This is a genomic window from Mycobacterium sp. RTGN6, from assembly GCF_033804605.1.
Lineage (GTDB): Bacteria > Actinomycetota > Actinomycetes > Mycobacteriales > Mycobacteriaceae > Mycobacterium.
The window spans coordinates 192753-211730 of the sequence record NZ_JAPZKZ010000004.1 but is presented as its reverse complement, the minus strand read 5'-3'; the positions used below and the strand labels follow the sequence as shown (position 1 = coordinate 211730).

The window sequence follows — 18978 nt, the reverse complement described above, 5'->3', positions numbered from 1 at the left end:
CGACAGGGGGTGGATCGTGTACGCACGAACTACCACTATTTCCGCGCAACCGTCGTCCATCGACGCCGGAATTGCGTACGTTCGCGATGAGGTAATGCCAGCGCTCCAGGACATGCCTGGCTACGTGGGCCTTTCGCTGATGGTCAACCGGCAAACCGGCCGCTGCATTGCCACCAGCGCGTGGGAGTCCGACGAGGCCCAGCGTGCGAGCGCCGAGAGTATTGGACCGGTTCGCGATCAGGCCGCGGCTACGTTCGGCGGCAGCGCGACGGTTGAAGCGTGGGAGATCGCCGTTCTGCACCGTCAGCGCAGCTCCGACAACGGTGCATGCGTGCGGGCCACGTGGGTAACGCTGCCAGCCGACGAGATGGAGGCGGGCGTCGAGTACTTCCGCACCGCGGTGCTGCCACAGGTCGAGCACTTGGACGGATTCTGCAGCGCCAGCCTGCTGATCGACCCTGCATCGGGACGCGGAGTGTCCTCGGTGTCGTTCCGGAACCGCGACGCCATGGAGAACAACCGGTCCCAGGCGACCGCACTCAAGGTCGAGTCCATCCGCAAGGCGGGTGCCAGCGAGGTCGACGAAGGCGAATTCGACCTGGTGCTGGCCCACCTACGCGTACCCGAGATGGCCTGACCACAGCGATTGTTCCTTGCTCCGGAACTGCTGCGCCGCTAGGTCGCCGCGCAGTGGTGACTTACGGCGCGCCCGTACGTTGACGGCCACGTTTATATCGGTCCACCCAGGGTATTGCTCTCCCACTACACATCCCTGGAGGAAGACATGACCATCACGTTTACGGGCATCATCATTGCCATCATCGTCGGCGCAATAGTCGGCGTGCTCGCCCGACTCGTCCTGCCCGGCAAGCAGAACATTTCAATGCTGCTCACCGTTCTGGTCGGCATCGTCGGGGCCTTCCTGGGTACCGTGCTCTCCCGCGCGCTCGGAATCCCGACCGCCACCAACGGGATCGACTGGCTAGAACTCTTCGTGCAGATCGCGGTGGCCGCGGTGGGCGTCGCCCTGGTGTCCGGGACAATGGGCCGTCGTCGCACCGGTGTTATGGGCGGCCGCCGCCGGTCGGGGCTCTTCCGCTAACCCAAATCAGCTGGGCAGCAACGGCGTTCCGCCCCGCGCCGCGATTTGCTGCACCACCCATGCGTTGCCGTCGGGATCGGCGAACTCGAGCATCGTGCCCCCATCGCGGTCGTCGAGGACGTTGACGTCACCGACGGCAACGCCATGTGCGACGAGGTGATCGCGGGCGGCGTGGGCGTCGGAGACGACGAGTTGCAGCCCGCGCAGCGAGCCTGCAGGCATCGGTGGTGGGTCCGACAGCACGATGGAACAACCCGAACCGCGCGGCGTCAGTTGCGCGAACCTCATCGGCCCGCCGCGGGTGTCGTGATCGAGGCGGAAGCCGACCTGGTCGCGGTAGAAGGCGATGGCCCGGTCGACGTCCGCGACCGGGACCACGACCACCTCGAGCGTCCAATCCATCAGACGGACACCAGCAACGCGTCGAGCCGCTCGTAACCCTCCGTCATGCCACCTTCCATGCCGGACTCGAGCAGGCCGTCGCGTGCTTCGGTGTTCGGGCAGATGGAGCGGCCCCGCAGCCGACTCCGGCCAGAGCCGAGGTCCTCGAACCACATGTACTCGATGTTCACCATGTCGGGCGCACCTTCGAATTCGAAGGTCTGGATGATGAAGTCGTTCTCCCGCACCCGGTGAAAGACACCGTTGAACCAGTACTCGTCGCCGTCGGGACCCAGATGCAGGTAGCGGTAGCCGCCGCCGGTGCGGAAGTCCCAACGCTCGATGGACATCTCGTTGCGAGCGGGCCCCAGCCACTGCTTGACGAGGTCCGGCTCGGCATGCGCGCGGAACAGCGCGTCCCTCGGTGCCGCGAACTCGCGGGTGAACTCCATCGCCAGCGTGTCGACAGGCGCGGTCAGGTGCAGTGCGTTCGTCATTCTGTCTTCCCCTTTTTCTCGGTCATCGCCGCCAGCAGGTCATCGAGCCGGCGGTAGTTGCGTTCGGCGTCCAACCGGTACCGGTCGATCCAGGAGGTGAGCTTCTCCAGGGCCGCCGCGTCGAGGTGCACGGGCCTGCGTTGAGCGTCGCGGCTACGCGTCACCAACCCCGCCTGCTCGAGCACCGAAATGTGCTTGGACACCGCTTGCTTCGTGATGGCGAACGGCTCAGCCAACTCGTTGACCGTCGCCGGGCCCCGTGACAACCGCGCCACGATCGCTCGCCGAACCGGGTCGGCCAGCGCCAGGAAGGCGCGGTCCAGCCCAGTCGCCACATCGTCATCACTTCTCAATTGTCAATCTCCTCTTTGATCAACCAATTGATTGACTACCAAGGTAGGAGCAGTCGTCGCGGGTGTCAAGAGCTGCCTCCGACCCGACGAATCGGGGCGGGGTGTCAGGACTTGCGTCGAATGATGGCGCGCAACTTGTCCAGCCGCGTGGCGAGCTCGCGTTCGGCTCCGTGACCGGTCGGCCGATAGTAGTCGACGCCGACGAGGTCGTCTGGCGAATACTGTTGCGGCACAACACCATCGATGTCGTCGTGGGGATACTTGTAGCCTTGCGCGTTGCCGAGGGCGGCCGCACCCGAGTAGTGGCCGTCCCTCAGATGTGCCGGCACCAGCCCGGCCTTGCCCGCCTTGATGTCGGCCATCGCGGCCGACAGCGCGGCGGTCACCGCATTCGACTTGGGCGCAGTGGCGAGGTGCACCGTGGCGTGCGCCAACGTCAGCTGTGCCTCGGGCATCCCGATGAGGGCCACCGTCTGGGCGGCGGCGACCGCGGTCGGCAGCGCCATGGGGTCGGCCATGCCCACGTCTTCGCTGGCGAGGATGACCAGCCGCCGCGCGACGAACCGGGGGTCCTCCCCCGCCGTCAACATGCGCGCCAAGTAGTGCAGCGCGGCATCGACGTCGGAGCCGCGCACCGACTTGATGAACGCGCTGATGACGTCGTAGTGCTGATCGCCGTCGCGGTCGTAGCGGACCGCCGCCTTGTCGAGCGATTGCTCGACCGCCTCGACCGTCACGGCGTCGGTGGCCTCACTGGCGACCTCGAGCGCCGTCAACGCGCGACGCGCATCGCCCGCGGCGAGCTGAACCAAGAGGTCGACGGCCTCGGAGTCGACGTGGACGGCGCCGCCCAAGCCGCGCGGGTCGGCGACGGCGCGCTCGACGACTGCGCGGATGTCCTCAGGCGCCAACGGCTGCAGTTGCAGGATCAGCGAGCGCGACAGCAGCGGAGCGACGACGGAGAACGACGGGTTCTCGGTGGTCGCGGCCACCAACAGCACGATGCGGTTCTCGACGGCCGCAAGCAGCGCATCCTGCTGGGTCTTGGAGAACCGATGCACCTCGTCGATGAACAGCACCGTCTGCTGTCCGTGCGCGGCCGAGCGACGGGCCAGGTCGATGACGGCGCGCACCTCCTTGACCCCGGCCGACAGCGCCGACAACGCCTCGAAGCGTCGGCCCGTCGCATTTGAGATCAACGACGCGAGCGTGGTCTTGCCGGTGCCCGGCGGGCCGTACAGGATGACGGAGGCCGCTCCCGAGCCGTCGACGAGCCGGCGCAACGGCGAACCGGGGCGCAGCAGGTGGTCCTGTCCGACTACCTCGTCGAGGCTGGCCGGCCGCATCTTGACGGCCAGCGGTGCCCCCGCAGGTGGAGCGCTTGGCTCGCCCCGGCCGGAGTCCCCGTCGAAGTCGAACAGGCTGTCAGACACGGTTCAGGCTTACCACGCCGCGCCGACGTCACTCGCGCAGCGTGCGCCCATCCGAGTCCGGCACCTTGTTGGTGAGGATCATGATGGCGTCGATCAACCCCCAGATCGAGCCGATGCCGCACGTCACGAGCGTCACGATCAGCTGCGCAACACCGATGTTGGTGTAGCCCAAGTAGAACCTGCCGACGCCGAAGCCGCCGACGAACAGCTGCAGCAGGCCGGCCGTCAGCTTGCTCTTGTCCGACAGCGGGCGCCCGTAGGCGTCGACGCCGAACGGCGCTCCTGGCTGCGGGTAGGGGCTACCGGCGTACTGCGGCGGCATGCCGTACGACGGTGGCGGCGGGCCGTACCCGGGCGGCGGGCCACCGTAGCCGGGAGCCGGCTCGTAGTTCGGCGGGGGCCCGTAATTCGCCGGCGGGGCGCCGTACGGGTCGACTGGCGGTGGCAACGGTTGGTCTGCGCCGAACGCAGGCGGCTGTTCCGTGCCGTAGGTTGGCGGCTGCTCCGCACCGGATTGAGGCTCTGTCATGCCAGGGATGGTTGCCTATTCCGACGTCGGAGTCCACCCCCGGCGACCGGCGTGGTCAGAATTCACAGGATTTCACCCGACATCGGCCACGATGGAGGCGTGCTGATCAACCAGATCACCTCGGCGGGCATCGCGGCGGGCCACGTCACGACGGTGTTGCGTCGATGGGATGCGCCGCGGGCGACGGCCGGTGGCACGCAACGCACTCCCGCGGGCACCATCCGCATCGACCGCGTGACCGAGCACCCGGCCGACTACCGGGTCACCCACGCACAGGCGATCGCGGCCGGCTACCCGGACGCCAAATCGGCGCAGGCCGAACTGGATCGACGACCCGCCGCACACACGTACATCATCGCCGTCTCGTACGTCGCGCCAGACGAACGGCATGCCCTTGCGGCCGCGGATCGATTGACGGCCGCCGAGCTCGCGGCGATCTCGGCCAGCCTGAACCGTTGGGACGCCGCGAGTTCCGACGGACCATGGACAAGGCGATACCTGGACCTGATCGCCGCCAACGAGGGGGTGCGCGCCCCAGATCTGGCTGCCGCCGAGGGCCAGGAGACCGCGCGGTTCAAGCGCCGCGTCCGTCAACTCAAGGGGCTCGGCCTAACGATCAGTCTCGATGTGGGATACCGGATCTCGCCGCGAGGCACGGCCTTCCTGGACAGCTGAAGGCCGCTATCCGTCCGGCGTCGTCACGAAGTCGATGAGCTCCTCGACTCGTCCGATGAGCGCGGGCTCCAGATCGTTCCAGTCCCGCACAGTCGAGCGAATGCGCCGCCACGCCGCCGCGATGTCGGCCTGGCTCCCGTGCGGCCAGCGCAACGCCTCGCATACGCCGTGCTTCCATTCGACGCTGCGCGGCACGACCGGCCACTTCGCCAGCCCGAGCCGACCGGGTTTGACCGCGGCCCAGATGTCGACGAACGGGTGCCCCACCACCAGCGTGTGGGCGCCGCCGGGTCCGCGGCGCACGGCCTCGGCGATGCGCGCCTCCTTGGAACCCTTGACCAGGTGATCGACGAGCACACCGAGGCGCCGCTTGCCGTCCGGGCGGAAGTCGGCGACGACGTCGGCGAGATCGTCGACGCCACCGAGGTATTCGACGACGACGCCCTCGATGCGCAGATCGTGGCCCCAGACCTGCTCCACGAGCTCGGCGTCGTGACGGCCTTCAACGTAGATGCGGCTCGGCAAGGCCACGCGGGCCTTCGCCCCCGTGACGGCCACCGATCCCGATGCGGTCCTCGTCGGCGCGGCCGGGGCAGGCCCTCTTGGCGGGGTGAGGATCACCGGCTTTCCGTCGATGAGGTAGCCGGGGCCGACCGGGAACGGGCGGCGGCGCCCGTTGCGGTCCTCGAGCTCCATGCGGCCGTACTCGACGCGGACCACCGCTCCCACGTAGCCGGTCTGCGCGTCCTCGACCACCAGGCCGAGTTCGACGGGACGCTCGGTGGATCGGGGGCGCCTGGCGCCGTGTGGATCTCGGGCCAGCACGTCGGAGCCGTATCGATCAGTCACGCCGGGAATCCTAGGAACGATCGACGGACCTAGTCGCTCGCCGCGCCGAACCCGTGACCGATCAGTGATCGACAGGCCACGGTGACGTCGGCGACGGCCTGGTCGACGTCGAGCTCGCCGCCCACCGTCCACGTCAGCACGCCGAAGGTCACCTGCTCGACCAACCGGGCGATCCGGACCTGTTGGTCGGTGGGCCGTGCGACGCCCGCGGTGGCGAGGATCAGGTCGCGCACGGCGTGGTCACCGGTGGCCGCCGATTGCGCCCGCACCACCTGCGTCGAGGTGATCATGGCATGCGCAAGATGATTGTGGCGCAGCATGTTACGACACGCGTCGGCCATGAGCTCGGCCACCGCCCCCGCCGGGTCGCCCGGCCGCCCTTCCGGAGCCTCGAGGTGTTCGATCTGCGCGCCGAGCACGGCGGCGAAGACGTGGTACTTCGACGGGTAGTAGCGGTACAACGTGCGCAGCGCGACACCCGCCTCCGCGGCGATCTCCTGCGCCCCGATCCTGTCGAGCTGCTTGACGCGCCCCAGCCGCGCGGCGGCGGCGAGGATGGCCGCCCGGCGAGCGTGCTGGTCGCTGGTCGACGGCAGCGCAGGAGGCCGCCGCTCACCGATTCGCGCCATCACACGAGTATCGGCACCAGAGCGCGCGACGCAGGTGTTGTACCGATGAGCGGGACGGACCCAGCGCCCGGGATGGCGGTGCGCCACGATCGGCCGGTGACGAAGCTCGATTCCTACGGACCCTGGGCGGTCGTCGCGGGCGGGTCGGAGGGCGTCGGCGCGGAGTTCGCTCGGCAGCTCGCGCACGCCGGGCTGAACCTGGTGCTCGTCGCCCGCAAGTCCGGGCCGCTGGCCGAGACCGCCGAGTCGTGTCGTGCACTCGGTGTCGAAGTACGCACTCTCACAATCGATCTCGTCGAGGCCGACAGCGTGTCCGCCATCGCCGCGGCGACCGCGGAGCTCGAGGTCGGGCTGCTGATATACAACGCGGGCGCCAACACCTGCAGCGAGCGCTTCCTCGACGGCGCGCTCACGGACTTCGGTCGGGTGGTCGAGCTCAACGTGACGGCGATGATGGCGCTGGTCCAGCACTTCGGTCGGCCGATGCGCGACCGGCGCCGCGGCGGCATCCTGCTGGTCGGCTCGATGGCGGGCTACCTCGGCTCGATGCGACACACCGTGTACGGGGGCGTCAAGGCATTCGGGCGGATATTCGCCGAGAGCCTGTGGCTGGAACTGCGTGACTACGACGTCCACGTGCTCGAGTTGGTGCTCGGCGTCACCCGCACGCCCGCGATGGAACGGGTCGGACTCAACTTCGACGTGCCGGGGCTTCGGGTGGCCGAACCGGCCGACGTCGCCCGCGAGGGTCTCGAGCAGCTGCCCAACGGCCCTGTGTACGTCGCGGGCGGAAACATCGGTGACGTGGTGCGGCGCAACGACCCCGACCGGGCCAAGGTCGTGCTCGGCACGCACCGCTTCATGCAGCAGCTGATCGGTCCAGATTGAGAGACCGCTAGCCGGCCATCCGTTGGTCGAGGCGGTTGAGCACCTTGTTGGCGAGCCGCGTCGTCTCACCCCACGAGACCAGCTGCGAGCCGGCCGCGTGTCCGCTCAACGAGACGAGGGTTGACCCGCCCTGGTCGCGCACGATCGCGGTCATCTGCTGTCCACGCCACGTCGAGAGGGACGCGCCGGTGCGGTACGTGATGCTCTCGGCAGGGAGATTCGGGGTCACGTCCAGGTAGCCGAGGTCGGTGATCGTCGCCATCAGCGCATCCCACACTCGGTAATGCGGCGCCTCGTACGTTCGCTCGTATGCCCGCCCCATGGCCGCGAGCGTAGTCGACCGCCAGCTACGTGATCAACCGAGTTCGCGACGAATCCGCTTGGCCGCGTCGATCACCAATGGCAGGTACCGCTCGCCGGAGCCGTTGTCGGGCATGACGATTCCCACCGCCGCGCGCGTATCGATCGCCGCCGCCACCGACGCCAGCCCGCGGGCGTAATCCCCGCGCCGCACCAGCCCCCCGGCCCTGCGCACACGGTGTAGCTCGACGTCCGGCACGCCCACCACGGCCTCCGGCGGAAGCACCGCGAGCACGGCCAGCCCCAATGCCAGCCGATGCGCGGGCGCACGCGTCCCGACCGCCGTCGGCACGCGGTCCGCCGAGGGCCCGCCGAGTTTGTCGAGGTGAACGAGCTCGTATCCGCCTGCCGCGCCTGCGAGCACGCCGAGGTGCGCGACGGCTCCGGTCTGGACGTACAGCTGATGGAGTACGGGAGCCGCGGCCTCGCGCAGTCGCAGGTCTGCGGCGTCACCCGCACCCCACGAAATCGCCCGCGCACCAAGGCCATAACCGCCTTCGGAGTGCCGCAACCAGTGCAGCCGCACCAGGTGATCGAGGATCCGATGGGTGGTCGACCGCGGGAGCTCGGCACGCGTGGCGACCTGATCGAGGCTCAGCCCCGTCGTGGTGTCGTCGAACACGTCGATGATCGAGGTGAACCTGTCGACCATCGTCACCGCGCACCCCACTCAACGAGAATTGGTTCTACCAAGCTACCGGTCCCGATCATCGGGACGCAAGACCCACGGCGCCGTCGCCCGCGCTATAACCGCGGCGTGCGGATCGGACTGTCCACGCCCGTGGTCATGCAACTGCCAGGTGCCATGTCGGACTGGGAACGCGGAGGTGACATCGAGGACGTCGCCCGCATCGCCAGGACCGCCGACGAGCTCGGATTCGACTACCTGACGTGCCCCGAACACGTCGTCGTCCCCGTCGCCGACGCGGCTGGGCGCGGCGCCACCTACTGGGATCCCGTTGCGACACTGGCGTTTCTGGCCGCCCGGACGACGCGCATCCGGCTCGCCACCGCCGTGGTGGTGCTCGGCTATCACCATCCACTGGAGCTCGCCAAGCGGTACGGCACCCTCGACCGGGTCAGCGGCGGGCGCCTGGTGCTCGGCGTCGGCGTCGGCTCTCTTGAGGCCGAGTTCGAGCTGCTCGGCGCGCCCTTCTCCGATCGGGGGGCGCGGGCCGACGACGCGCTGCGCGCGCTGCGGGCGTCGTTCTCGACGAACCGGCCCGCCTACTCCGGCGAGTACTACTCCTACGACGACGTGGTGATGGAACCCTGCGCCGTCCAAGATCCGGTGCCGATCTGGGTGGGCGGGCGCACCATGCGGTCACTGCGGCGCGCCGTCGAACTCGCGCACGGCTGGATCCCGTTTGGATTGGCCGCCTCGGAGCTCGCGAGAATGCTTGCTGCCGTTGATATTCCACCGGGTTTCGACGTGGTGCTACCCTGCGGTCCGCTCGACCCGACCGGTGCGCCCGACGAGACGCGCCGCCGCCTCGACTCGCTAGCCAACGTCGGGGCGACGTTGGCCACCTGTGCCGTCGCCGCGGACTCCCCCGCCCACTACTGCGAACAATTGGGCGCCCTGCGTGCCCTGGCCGACGACGAAGGGGAGCCGGGATGACGACCGACGACAGGATCGCCGAGCTCGAGGAACGGCTGCGCAAGATCGAGGACGAGCGCGCGATCGAGCGGATGATCGCCTCCTACGGGCCCCTTGTGGATGCCGGTGAGGCCGACGCGACCGCCGACCTCTGGGCCGTCGACGGCACCTACGACGTGGAGGGCTGGCCGATGCGCAGTCGCGACGACGTCGCGGCGATGGTCCACTCGGATGCCCATCAGAGCTTGATCGGCCGCGGGTGCAGTCACTTCCTCGGTCCGGTCGTGGTGACCGTCGACGGGGACGACGCCGTCGCGGTGTGCGAATCCGCACTGTTCGTCAAGGCGACCAAGGGTTTTCACGTATGGCGGGCCGGAGCGAACCACTTCCGGCTGCAGCGCCGAGACGGGCGATGGCAGATCGTCCACCGCACTACCCGCGCCCTCGACGGTGGCGTCGAGGCGCGGCAGCTGCTGTCCGAGGGCGTCGCGGGGCTGGCCCGATGAACGGAGCGCTGGACGGCAAGGTCGCCCTGGTGACCGGCGCAGGCGCCGGCATCGGTGCGGGCATCGCGCGACGGTTCGCCGACGAGGGCGCCCGGGTGGTGGTGGCCGAATTGGACGAGGCCGCCGGTCGCGCCGTCGCCGACGAGGTGTCGGGAATGTTCGTCTCCACCAACGTCGCCGAGCGCCAGCAGGTCGAGTCGGCCGTCGCGGCGGCCATTTCCGAATACGGGTCGCTCGACGTCCTGGTGAACAACGCGTGGGGCGGCGGCGGGCTCGGCCGGGTGGAGCACAAGACCGACGAGCAGGTGGCCGCCGGCGTCGCCGTCGGGTACTACGGGCCGTTCTGGGCGATGCGGGCGGCCTTTCCCCACATGAAGCAGCGCGGCTGGGGGCGGGTGATCAACATGTGCAGCCTCAACGGCGTCAACGCCCACGTGGGTTCGCTCGAGTACAACGCCGCCAAGGAGGCGCTGCGGGCGCTGACCCGGACCGCGGCGCGCGAATGGGCGCCCACGGGGGTGACCGTCAACGCGATGTGCCCAGCGGCGAAGAGCCAGGCGTTCTTTCGGGCGATCGGCGAGTACCCCGAACTCGAGGCAATGGCCGATGCGGCAAACCCGATGGGCCGCATGGGCGATCCGTACGACGACATCGCACCGGTGGCAGTGTTCCTGGCCGGTGAAGGCTCGCGCTACCTGACGGGCAACACACTGTTCGTCGACGGCGGCGGCCACATCAACGGCGTGGCCTGGGCCCCCGACCTGGACAACTGAGCTGAAGCGCTACTTGGCGAGCTCGGTGTTGATGTCGAACAGCACCTGCTCACCCTCGATCTTCTCGATCTTCATGTGAGCGACGTAGTCGCCGTCCGGCCCGGTGAAGTTGCAGTCGAACGTCACGCCGACCTTCGCGTCGATGCCCTCCGGGCACTTGACGTCCTCGGGCTTGAAATCGGTCTTCTCCGACACCAGGTCGACGACGGCCTGCGCGGCTCCGTCGGGCTTGATCGTCGAGCCGCAAGCTGCGAGCTGCAGACCGACCAGGGCGATGAACACAGCCACACCAACACGGACAACTCGAGTTCGCATCACAAGCCGAGATGGTGCTCTACGGTTTGCTAAAGGTCAAGTGCTGGGCCAATTCGTCGATGATCGTGTGCACGAAACGCATCTTCTCGAGCACCGCGGGCGGCAACACGAACGGGTAGATGTCGTCTTTGCCCATCGACCGATTGACCATGTTCAGCCCCCATGCGAGTGGCAGCCATAGCTCGATGATGGTGTCGAAGCCGCTGGGCCCGAGCGAGCGGCGGTCGAACGTGGCACCCGCCGGCGCGAACCCGAATGCCGCTGAGGTGTCGAGCGTGTCGCGGATGTGCAGGTAGTGCGCGAACGTCTCCGCCCAGTCCTCGGCGGGATGCATGCTGGCATACGAGGAGACGAAGGTTTTCTCCCAGCCCGCGGGCGCGCCTTCGTTGTAGTGGCGGTTCAGCGCGGCCTGATAGTCCGCGTTGGGATAGCCGAAGAGCTCGGTGAAGCGTTGCGTGTAGTCGGGCGACGGGTCTATCAGCCGATAGAAGTAGTAGTGCCCGATCTCGTGGCGGAAGTGGCCGAGCAGCGTGCGGTACGGCTCGGCCATGGCGATGCGTAGCTGCTCGCGGTGCACGTCGTCGCCCTCGGCGAGATCCAGTGTGATGACACCGTTGTGGTGCCCGGTGAGGACCTTTTCGCGATCGCTGGAGAGCAAGTCGAATGCCAAGCCGTACTGCGTGTCGACGTCGCGACCGACGATCGGCAACTTGAGCTCTTGGAGCTCGGCGATCAACCGGCGCTTGGCCTTCTCCGCGGCGGCGAAGGCGGCCATGGCCTTCGGATCGGTGTCGCTCGGGCGGGTGCGGGTCAAGGCACACGAGGCGCACAGCCGCACGACCGGACCCCTCTCGACGAGCCAGTTGCACTCGGCGATGTGCAGATTCGCGCAAAGTCGGTACGCGCTCTCGTCCACCGCGCCCGCGTGTTCGCTTTCGTCGCCTGGGGCGATGACGAGAAGCGCGGTGTCGGCGAGCGAGAAACCAAGCCTGCTCCGGCAGGAGAGGCACACCGAGTTCTCGAATGACAGCCGCTGACCACAGTTGGGGCAGTTGAAGTCACGCACGCAGGACACCTCCGTCGAATGGCGCCACGTCGACTGCCACGTCGATGACGCTACTCTCCGAGTCGGTGTAGATGATTCCGCGCAGCGGTGGCACATCGGCGTAGTCACGCCCGAAGCCGACGACCACGTAGCGATCGTCGACCAGCTGATCATTGGTCGGATCCAGCCCGAGCCACTGGTTCTGCGGCGTCCACACCGAGGCCCACGCATGCGTTGCGTCGACGCCCACCATCCGCTCCCGGCCCGGCGGCGGATCGGTCGCCAGATAGCCCGAAACATAGCTTGCGGCAAGGCCGTTCGCGCGCAGACAGGCGATCGCCAAACGTGCGAAGTCCTGGCAGACACCTTCGCCATCTGCCAGCACCTCGCTGACCTTGGTCGACACCGTCGTCGACCCCGATCGGTAGGTGAAGTCGGAGTGGATGCGCGAATTGAGGTCTCGCAGCACGTCGATCAGGGGGCGCTCGGGTTCGAAACTCGGTGCGGCGTAAGCGCGTAACTCGTCGGTGAGCTCGGGAGGTTGCAGGTCGAGCACGAACTCGGTAGCCAGTGCGCCGTCCGGACCCACCGGGCGGGCGATCTCCCACGGCGCCAGCGCCGAGCCGCTGGCGTAGAGCTCCGGGGGCGGGGCATCGACTTCGACGATCGAGTGACTGGTGATGGTCAGCGTGCGATGACGCTCGGTCACGTGAAAGTACGAACTGATGTTGCCGTACCCGTCGCGGCTGGTGGAACTGTCGGCCGCCTCGGGTTCGATGACGAGTTCGTGCAAGAGGCAGCGTTGCCGGGCGGAGTCGCGAGGCGTCAGAAAGCCCCGGCCGTAGGAGCTGGTGACCTCGTCGGAGTACCGGTACACCGTGCGGTGGGTGACCTCGTAGCTGCGGCCGGATGGGGCGAAGGTCGGGCCGTCTGAGCTACTCCCCATGTCGCTGCGCTCCTGCCCGCCGAATCACGGCACGACCCTCCGTTCATCCGGACCCCATAGCGGCTGCATGCCGCCGGGAAGCGACAGGTGCGTCGCCGTGATCAGCTTCGACAGGTCGCGCAGGTTGGCGTGCATGCCGTCCAGAAGGTCGGCGAGGTCGGCACGGATTCCATCCGAGTCGACGTCCTCGAGGTCGGCTGGGTCGAGCCTGCGCAGGCGGGCCGAGATCTCGTCGACCAACCGTTCGGGCCGCGACGAACCCGACGACGACGGCAGCGCCCGCAGATCGGCTCGCAACCGCTCGAACTGGTAGGCCAGCGACCGCGGATTCTCCTCGTCGAACAGCACCAGGTCGGCCACGGCCGCCACGCTGACCTTGCCCAGCATGCGCCTGCGGTAGATGACCGACGACTCACACGCCACCAGCGTCGACTCCGTAATCGTCTGTTCGGCACCGGGACTGCGCGCCGTGGTCAGCGTCGCGCGCAGCAACGCCGTGAGCCAGATGCCGCGCTCGATGCGCTTGCCGATGTCCATCATCGTCCAGCCGACGTCCTGCACCATCGACTCGGCGGCCACCCCCGACAGCGCCAGCATTCCGGCGAGCGTCTGGCTGTGCGCGGCCGCCAAGTACGCCTCCCCTTCGGCGTGCGAATCCGGTGGCACCCCTCGCGGATGGAGCACCGCCCGCTCGACGGCCGCGAGCACCATCCACGTGTCGTTCGACATCTGGTCGCGCACGGCGCGCGCGGCGAGCCCGAGCCGTTCGACGGACTGCGCCAGCGCACCGGGCCGCTGCCGATCGGCCGTCAGCGACCACAAAGTGGTCGGGGCGATCGCGACCAGCTCCGCGTCGTCGCCGTGGTCGCCCGTGTCGGTACCGGTGATCCGGCCGAGCGCGGACAACAGCACGGGAACACACTCGCTGCCGGGAAGCTCACGCCGATAACGGAATTCGTGGTAACGCTCGCGGGTGACGTTGAGCAGTCGCGCGGTGCTCTCCGCACGTTCGGTGTAGCGGCCCAGCCAGAACAGGTCGGACAGCACGCGCGGCGAGCTGACGGCGCGGGTGGGACTCGGCGTCATCGGAGCGGGCAGGCTCACGGTGAGGTCGAGCGTCGGGGTCGGGGTGGCCGTCACCCGGCTCGGCGTGCGGACCCAGATGTCCTTCGCTGCAATGGTGTTCATCTTGTACGCGGCGTTTCCCGGAGCCAGCAGGTAAGCGAGCCCGCCGATCATTGGCGCGTAGCCGCTGCGCTGGGCGACCGTGAACAGCCGCATGCCGACGTTGCCCGCCGTCATTCCGCCTGGGTGATAATCCGTTGGAGCCGAAGAGAACTCGGGCAGCTCCTGGCCCACCCATTCGGCGGGCGAGGCGCCAATGCGGGCAGCCAACTCCTGACGATCCGCCGCCGACAGGGCGGGCCCCACGATCGCGTCGCCGCCCGTGACGGGCCTGATCAGCAGCGAGGACAGGTGCGTCAGCAGGTGCGAGCGTTCGACGTCGACGCCACCCCAGTACACCGGGGCGGTGTGCAGCAGCGGTTCTTCGTCGAGCAGCAGTTCGGCGAGTTCGGGCAGGAACCGAAGCAGCCCTGGGCTCTCCAACACACCGCTGCCCAACGTGTTGACCACGGTGACCGCCCCTCGGCGCAACACCTCGACGAGCCCTACGACGCCGAGCCGGGAGTCGGCGCGCAAGTCGAGCGGGTCGGCGTACTCGGCGTCGACGCGGCGCAACACCACGTCCACCCGCTTGAGCGTGCCGAGCGAACGCATCCACAGCTTGCCGTCGCGGACCACCAAGTCGGCGCTCTCCACCAACGGGAAGCCGAGCACGCTCGCCAGGTACGCCTGGTCGAACGCGGTCTCGGAGTGGATACCAGGACTGAGCACGACGACGACGGGTTCCTCGGCGGACTCCGGAGCCGCGTCGATGAGCGCCAGGCGCAATGCCTGCGCCCACGGTGACGCGGGCCGGGGACCGATCCGCTCGTACAGGTCAGGGATCGAGTGGGCGATCACGCGTCGGTCGGCCAGCGCGTAGCCCGCGCCCGAGGGGGCCTGCGTCCAGTCGGCGTTGACCACGAACTCGCCCGCCCCGTTGCGGCTGAGGTCGCAGCCGTGCAGGAACAGCTGGTGGCGGCCGGGCACCTCGATGCCGCGCGCCGCGCGCACGTAGCCGGGGTGGGCGAAGAGCAGTTGCGCAGGCAGCACCCCGCTGGTGATCGACCTGCGTTCCCCGTAGAGGTCGGTGAGCACGGCGTCGAGCAGCCGGGAGCGTTGTACCAGGCCGGATTCCAGCACGTCCCAATCCGCGGCCGACAGCACGAGTGGCAGCGCGTCGAGGTGCCAGGGACCCGGCACCGCGGTGCCGTCGCCGTTGGTGACCGCATCTCCGTGCGGATCGACCTGGACGTAGGTGATGCCGTCGTTGTCGACGAGTTCGCGGACCACGGCGCGCAGCTGTTGCAGTCCACCGTGCCCGCGCTCTGCGACGCACTCGGCGAGTTCCTGCCAGGCCGGGCGGACGTTTCCGGCAGCGTCGACGAACTCGTCGTAGCCGGAGCCCGACCCGCCGCGCAGGTCGAAGAGCGCTTCTTGGGCCCGCGAGGTGCGGTAATGGGCCAGCACGTTGTCGCTGTCACGCCCAATGGCAGGAAAGGGCTCAGGTGAGCCGCTTGCGCGAAGAACCATTACCGAAGAACGGTACGCACCCGGCGCAGGTCCAGGATGCCCGGCGCGCCCACGTCCGTCGACTGACGCGCTTGCTTCTCGCGAATGTCGGACATGTCGACCTTGCCTGGCGTGAATCCGGTCGCCTCGAAGCGTCTCCCACGGCGGGACTCGGCCTCCACCGCGTTGACGGGCGGGTTGTCGTAGGCCCGGCCGCCGGGGTGTGACACGTGGTAGGTGCATCCGCCGCGCGACATGTCGCTGGCGGTGTCGATCAATTCGAACCGCAGCGGCCCGTCGACGGTGATGGTGGGGTGCAGCGCACTGGGTGGCTGCCAGGCCCGGTAGCGGACCCCGCCGACCTGGACGTCGGGGTTGTCGGTGGCGAGCAACGGGATCGGGAAGCCGTTCGCGGTGACGACGTAGCGGTGCCGGTCGGCGCCGATGAGCCGAACCTGGAGCCGCTCGACCGACGAGTCGACGTAGCGTGCGGTACCGCCTGCGGTGGATTCCTCGCCGAGCACGTTCCACGGCTCGATGGCGCCGCGCAGTTCGATCTCGACACCGTCGAACACCGCGGTGCCGACGCGCGGGAAGCGGAACTCGGTGAACGGATCAAGCCAGCTGGTGTCGAAGTCGACCCCGTGCGCCCTCAAGTCGGACGCGACGTTGGCGATGTCGTGAATGAGGAAGTGCGGCAACAGGTATCGACCGTGGAGGTTGGCGCCGTGCCGAATCAGCGGGGCACGTAGCGGCTCGTCCCAGAACCATGCCACCAACGAGCGCACCAGCAGCGACTGCACCATGGCCATCTGGAAGTGTGGTGGCATCTCGAAGCCGCGCAGCTCGAGCAGCCCCAACCGGCCACGCTCGCTGTCGGGGCTGTAGAGCTTGTCGATGCAGAACTCCGCGCGGTGGGTGTTTCCGGTGATGTCGGTGAGCAGGTGCCGCAGTGCGCGGTCGGTGACCCACGGAGCGAAGCTTGCGGAGCGACCATGTCCGAGCTTGGCGTCCTCCTCCATCGTCAGTCGGTCGATCTCCGCGAACGCGATCTCCAACTCGTACAGCGCTTCTGCGCGCCCCTCGTCGACGCGCGGGGCCTGTGAGGTGGTCCCGATGAAGCGGCCGGAGAACAGATACGACAACGCGGGATGGCGCTGCCAGTAGGTCAGCATCGAGACCAGCAGGTCGGGCCGCCGCAGCATCGGCGATTCCGCGGGGCTGACACCGCCGAGGGTGATGTGGTTGCCCCCGCCGGTGCCGCCGTGGGTGCCGTCGACGTCGAACGACTCGGTGGACAGCCGTGCCAGCCGGGCCTGCTCGTACAGCGTCTCGAGCTGGGCCTTCTGCTCGGCGAAGCTGGCCGTGGGGGCGACGTTGACCTCGATGACGCCGGGATCGGGGGTGACGCTCATCGACGTCAGCCGCGCATCCGCCGGAGGCCCGTAGCCCTCCACCACCAGCGGGCAGGCAGCCTTGGCGGCGGCGGCCTCGAGGCGGGTGACGAGGTCGACGAAGTGGTCGAGTTCCTCGGTCGGCGGCATGAAGACGTAGAGGATGCCGTCGCGCACCTCCGCGACCATCGCGGTGACGGGTGCACCTTCGGCTTCCTCGACTTCGGCGTCCTCGGGTGCCGGACTGCTGCGCAGCGCACCGCGATGGGTCAATGGATCCCCGGTGTGCGACTGACGGGGCGGAAGCCAGCTGATGGAGTTCAAGGGCAGCCGCAGCCCGGCCGGCGAGTCGCCTTCGAGTAGCACGATCCGGCCGCGGCGCAGCTTCCAGTCCGCACTTGCCCAGCCGGCGTCGTCGTCGCGGCGGTGCAGCGGGAGTACGTAAGCCGACGGCTCGCCGACGGACTCGTCGAGCCGCTCCAGCAGCCCGGCCCTCGCGTCGGGGGCGTCCTGTTCCAGGTCATCCTCGCCTGCGACGGGGTCACCGGCCGGCTGGCGCACCGCGGCCGCCAGGCGACTCAGCGCATCCTCGTAGGCGGGCCGCACCTGTGAGGCGGGCAGGCTCAGGCTCGCCGCGACGGCGCCGAGCACCCGTTTGCCTGCGTCGGGCACGACGTCGCGCGCCTGTTCTGGTGACCACGGGTCGGCCAGGAGTGCGCCGTCGGTCCACAGCGGCTCGCCGTCGGCGCGCCACATCAACCCAATCTGCCAGCGCGGCAACGGCTCTCCCGGGTACCACTTGCCCTGGCTGCGCTGTACCAGCCCGTGAGGTGCCCACTTCGCCTTGATCAGCGCGGCCAGCGCGGACGCCCGCTCACGCTTGTGCGGCCCGTCGGCGTCGGTGGTCCACTCCGGGTCGACCTGGCTATCGATGGAGACGAACGTCGGTTCGCCACCCATCGTCAGCCGCACGTCGCCCGCGGCCAGGCGCGCGTCTACCCGGGCACCCAACGCGCAGATGGCGTCCCACGCCGACTCGGTGTACGGCAGCGTGACTCGCGGGTCCTCGTGCACTCGCGTGACCACGTTGGAGAAGTCGAGCGTCGTCTCGCAGGGTTCCGTCGCGCCGGTGATCGGCGCCGACGACGCCGGGTGCGGGGTCGCCGAAAGTGGGATGTGGCCTTCGCCGGCGAACAGTCCCGAGGTGGCGTCGAGCCCGATCCAGCCCGCGCCGGGGATGTACACCTCGGCCCAGGCGTGCAGGTCGGTGAAGTCGGTGGCAGGCCCGGACGGCCCGTCGAGCGCCTCGACGTCGGAGCTCAGCTGGACCAGATAGCCCGACACGAACCGGGCGGCCAACCCCATCTGGCGCAACACAGACACCAACAGCCAGGCCGAGTCGCGGCAGGACCCGATGCCGGTCCGCAGGGTGAAATCCGGTGTCTGCACACCCGGCTCCATGCGCACGCTGTACCCGACGTCGGCGTTGACCCCGTGGTTGACGGCGACGAGGAAGTCGATGGTGCGCATGCCGGGGTTGATGACGAAGTTCTTCACCCAGGCCTGGGCCAGTTCACCGGGTCCGGAGTCCGTGTCGTCTTCGTCGACGGGCCGCAGGTAGGGCTTGAGGTCGTCGAGCAGGTCCTTGGTGTAGTCGAACGGGAAGGTCTCGGCGTACTCCTCGATGAAGAAGTCGAACGGATTGATGACCTTCATGTCAGCGATCAGCCCGACGGTGATGCTCAGACTGCGCGTGCGGGTGGGAAACACCAGGCGGGCGAGGAAGTTTCCGAAGGCGTCCTGTTGCCAGTTGACGAAGTGGTCGGCCGGCTCGACCTGCAGGGAGTAGGCCTCGATCGGGGTACGCGAGTGCGGCGCCGGCCGCAGCCGGACGACGTGAGGGAACACCTCCACCAGCCGGTCGAACGTGTAGCTGGTGCGATGCTCCAGCGCCACCTTGATACCCATAGGGGTTGATCCCACCACACGCGGCACGCCCGCGCAGAACGCGTACCCGGTGCGGCTAC

At 68.6% G+C, this 18978-nt stretch carries 21 protein-coding genes; 7 read left to right on the top strand and 14 right to left on the bottom strand.

Annotated elements, in window-relative coordinates:
* Positions 1–16: 16 nt before the first annotated feature.
* On the top strand, positions 17–637 hold the full coding sequence (locus SLQ33_RS11895; RefSeq protein WP_319454038.1) for an antibiotic biosynthesis monooxygenase: 621 nt from the start codon (positions 17–19) through the stop codon (positions 635–637).
* 153 nt (positions 638–790) lie between these two features.
* The gene (locus tag SLQ33_RS11890) at positions 791–1102 is read left to right on the top strand and encodes a GlsB/YeaQ/YmgE family stress response membrane protein (RefSeq protein ID WP_319454357.1); all 312 of its coding nucleotides are present in this window, start codon (positions 791–793) and stop codon (positions 1100–1102) included.
* Between the two features lie 6 nt (positions 1103–1108).
* On the opposite strand, the gene SLQ33_RS11885 is transcribed toward SLQ33_RS11890, so the two are convergent.
* The 5 genes from SLQ33_RS11885 to SLQ33_RS11865 all read right to left on the bottom strand — a co-directional run bounded on the left by SLQ33_RS11885 (position 1109) and on the right by SLQ33_RS11865 (position 4295).
* The gene (locus SLQ33_RS11885; RefSeq protein WP_319454037.1) at positions 1109–1504 is read right to left on the bottom strand and encodes a VOC family protein; all 396 of its coding nucleotides are present in this window, start codon (positions 1502–1504) and stop codon (positions 1109–1111) included.
* Positions 1504–1980, bottom strand: a complete 477-nt coding sequence (locus tag SLQ33_RS11880) for an SRPBCC family protein (RefSeq protein ID WP_319454036.1) — start codon at positions 1978–1980, stop codon at positions 1504–1506. Before SLQ33_RS11880 ends, SLQ33_RS11885 begins: the two co-directional genes overlap by 1 nt.
* The gene (locus SLQ33_RS11875; RefSeq protein WP_319454035.1) at positions 1977–2333 is read right to left on the bottom strand and encodes a metalloregulator ArsR/SmtB family transcription factor; all 357 of its coding nucleotides are present in this window, start codon (positions 2331–2333) and stop codon (positions 1977–1979) included. The genes SLQ33_RS11880 and SLQ33_RS11875 overlap by 4 nt, the downstream gene beginning before the upstream one ends.
* A 104-nt stretch (positions 2334–2437) precedes the next feature.
* Complete coding sequence (locus tag SLQ33_RS11870) at positions 2438–3766, bottom strand: replication-associated recombination protein A (protein WP_413467635.1); 1329 nt, start codon at positions 3764–3766, stop codon at positions 2438–2440.
* Positions 3767–3794: 28 nt separating this feature from the next.
* On the bottom strand, positions 3795–4295 hold the full coding sequence (locus SLQ33_RS11865) for a TM2 domain-containing protein (RefSeq protein ID WP_319454034.1): 501 nt from the start codon (positions 4293–4295) through the stop codon (positions 3795–3797).
* 99 nt (positions 4296–4394) lie between these two features.
* On the opposite strand from SLQ33_RS11865, the gene SLQ33_RS11860 reads away from it, so the two are divergent.
* A complete protein-coding gene (locus SLQ33_RS11860) occupies positions 4395–4970 on the top strand; it encodes a hypothetical protein (protein ID WP_319454033.1) in 576 nt (191 codons plus the stop codon).
* A gap of 6 nt (positions 4971–4976) precedes the next feature.
* Here the strand turns inward: SLQ33_RS11860 and SLQ33_RS11855 are convergent, their stop codons facing one another.
* Positions 4977–5819, bottom strand: a complete 843-nt coding sequence (locus tag SLQ33_RS11855; protein WP_319454032.1) for a DUF3097 domain-containing protein — start codon at positions 5817–5819, stop codon at positions 4977–4979.
* 29 nt (positions 5820–5848) lie between these two features.
* Entirely contained in the window at positions 5849–6448 is a 600-nt protein-coding gene (locus SLQ33_RS11850) for a TetR family transcriptional regulator (protein WP_319454031.1), read from the bottom strand.
* A gap of 72 nt (positions 6449–6520) precedes the next feature.
* Here SLQ33_RS11850 and SLQ33_RS11845 point away from each other — a divergent pair, with 72 nt between their 5' ends.
* Positions 6521–7336 (top strand): SDR family NAD(P)-dependent oxidoreductase, encoded by an 816-nt coding sequence (locus SLQ33_RS11845; RefSeq protein WP_413467643.1) that lies wholly within the window; start codon positions 6521–6523, stop codon positions 7334–7336.
* A gap of 7 nt (positions 7337–7343) precedes the next feature.
* On the opposite strand, the gene SLQ33_RS11840 is transcribed toward SLQ33_RS11845, so the two are convergent.
* Both SLQ33_RS11840 and SLQ33_RS11835 read right to left on the bottom strand, forming a co-directional pair.
* Complete coding sequence (locus tag SLQ33_RS11840; protein ID WP_319454030.1) at positions 7344–7658, bottom strand: hypothetical protein; 315 nt, start codon at positions 7656–7658, stop codon at positions 7344–7346.
* A 33-nt stretch (positions 7659–7691) separates the two neighbouring features.
* Positions 7692–8348, bottom strand: a complete 657-nt coding sequence (locus tag SLQ33_RS11835; protein ID WP_319454354.1) for an IclR family transcriptional regulator — start codon at positions 8346–8348, stop codon at positions 7692–7694.
* Between the two features lie 105 nt (positions 8349–8453).
* Between SLQ33_RS11835 and SLQ33_RS11830 the strand changes: the two genes are divergently transcribed.
* The 3 genes from SLQ33_RS11830 to SLQ33_RS11820 are packed head-to-tail and all read left to right on the top strand — an operon-like array spanning position 8454 to position 10575.
* Entirely contained in the window at positions 8454–9317 is an 864-nt protein-coding gene (locus tag SLQ33_RS11830) for an LLM class F420-dependent oxidoreductase (protein ID WP_319454029.1), read from the top strand.
* The gene (locus SLQ33_RS11825) at positions 9314–9802 is read left to right on the top strand and encodes a nuclear transport factor 2 family protein (protein ID WP_319454028.1); all 489 of its coding nucleotides are present in this window, start codon (positions 9314–9316) and stop codon (positions 9800–9802) included. Before SLQ33_RS11830 ends, SLQ33_RS11825 begins: the two co-directional genes overlap by 4 nt.
* Positions 9799–10575: an SDR family oxidoreductase gene (locus SLQ33_RS11820; RefSeq protein ID WP_319454027.1), complete on the top strand. Its 777-nt coding sequence runs from the start codon at positions 9799–9801 to the stop codon at positions 10573–10575. Before SLQ33_RS11825 ends, SLQ33_RS11820 begins: the two co-directional genes overlap by 4 nt.
* Before the next feature lie 9 nt (positions 10576–10584).
* On the opposite strand, the gene SLQ33_RS11815 is transcribed toward SLQ33_RS11820, so the two are convergent.
* The 5 genes from SLQ33_RS11815 to SLQ33_RS11795 are packed head-to-tail and all read right to left on the bottom strand — an operon-like array spanning position 10585 to position 18919.
* Positions 10585–10863 carry a DUF4333 domain-containing protein gene (locus tag SLQ33_RS11815; RefSeq protein WP_319454026.1) on the bottom strand — a complete coding sequence of 93 codons (279 nt, stop codon included), beginning with the start codon at positions 10861–10863 and terminating at the stop codon, positions 10585–10587.
* A 46-nt stretch (positions 10864–10909) separates the two neighbouring features.
* Positions 10910–11956: a putative zinc-binding metallopeptidase gene (locus SLQ33_RS11810; protein ID WP_319454025.1), complete on the bottom strand. Its 1047-nt coding sequence runs from the start codon at positions 11954–11956 to the stop codon at positions 10910–10912.
* Positions 11949–12881, bottom strand: coding sequence for a transglutaminase family protein (locus tag SLQ33_RS11805; protein ID WP_319454024.1), 933 nt, complete (start codon positions 12879–12881; stop codon positions 11949–11951). Before SLQ33_RS11805 ends, SLQ33_RS11810 begins: the two co-directional genes overlap by 8 nt.
* A 24-nt stretch (positions 12882–12905) precedes the next feature.
* A complete protein-coding gene (locus tag SLQ33_RS11800) occupies positions 12906–15578 on the bottom strand; it encodes a circularly permuted type 2 ATP-grasp protein (protein WP_319454023.1) in 2673 nt (890 codons plus the stop codon).
* The gene (locus SLQ33_RS11795; RefSeq protein WP_319454022.1) at positions 15578–18919 is read right to left on the bottom strand and encodes a transglutaminase family protein; all 3342 of its coding nucleotides are present in this window, start codon (positions 18917–18919) and stop codon (positions 15578–15580) included. Before SLQ33_RS11795 ends, SLQ33_RS11800 begins: the two co-directional genes overlap by 1 nt.
* Positions 18920–18978: the final 59 nt, after the last annotated feature.

Coding starts and splice junctions, on each gene's coding strand:
- SLQ33_RS11885 (WP_319454037.1), bottom strand. CDS start 1,504: ATGGATTGGACGCTCGAGGTGGTCGTGGTCCCGGTCGCGGACGTCGAC.
- SLQ33_RS11880 (WP_319454036.1), bottom strand. CDS start 1,980: ATGACGAACGCACTGCACCTGACCGCGCCTGTCGACACGCTGGCGATG.
- SLQ33_RS11865 (WP_319454034.1), bottom strand. CDS start 4,295: ATGACAGAGCCTCAATCCGGTGCGGAGCAGCCGCCAACCTACGGCACG.
- SLQ33_RS11850 (WP_319454031.1), bottom strand. CDS start 6,448: ATGGCGCGAATCGGTGAGCGGCGGCCTCCTGCGCTGCCGTCGACCAGC.
- SLQ33_RS11845 (WP_413467643.1), top strand. CDS start 6,521: ATGGCGGTGCGCCACGATCGGCCGGTGACGAAGCTCGATTCCTACGGA.
- SLQ33_RS11840 (WP_319454030.1), bottom strand. CDS start 7,658: ATGGGGCGGGCATACGAGCGAACGTACGAGGCGCCGCATTACCGAGTG.
- SLQ33_RS11835 (WP_319454354.1), bottom strand. CDS start 8,348: ATGGTCGACAGGTTCACCTCGATCATCGACGTGTTCGACGACACCACG.
- SLQ33_RS11825 (WP_319454028.1), top strand. CDS start 9,314: ATGACGACCGACGACAGGATCGCCGAGCTCGAGGAACGGCTGCGCAAG.
- SLQ33_RS11820 (WP_319454027.1), top strand. CDS start 9,799: ATGAACGGAGCGCTGGACGGCAAGGTCGCCCTGGTGACCGGCGCAGGC.
- SLQ33_RS11805 (WP_319454024.1), bottom strand. CDS start 12,881: ATGGGGAGTAGCTCAGACGGCCCGACCTTCGCCCCATCCGGCCGCAGC.
- SLQ33_RS11800 (WP_319454023.1), bottom strand. CDS start 15,578: ATGGTTCTTCGCGCAAGCGGCTCACCTGAGCCCTTTCCTGCCATTGGG.
- SLQ33_RS11795 (WP_319454022.1), bottom strand. CDS start 18,919: ATGGGTATCAAGGTGGCGCTGGAGCATCGCACCAGCTACACGTTCGAC.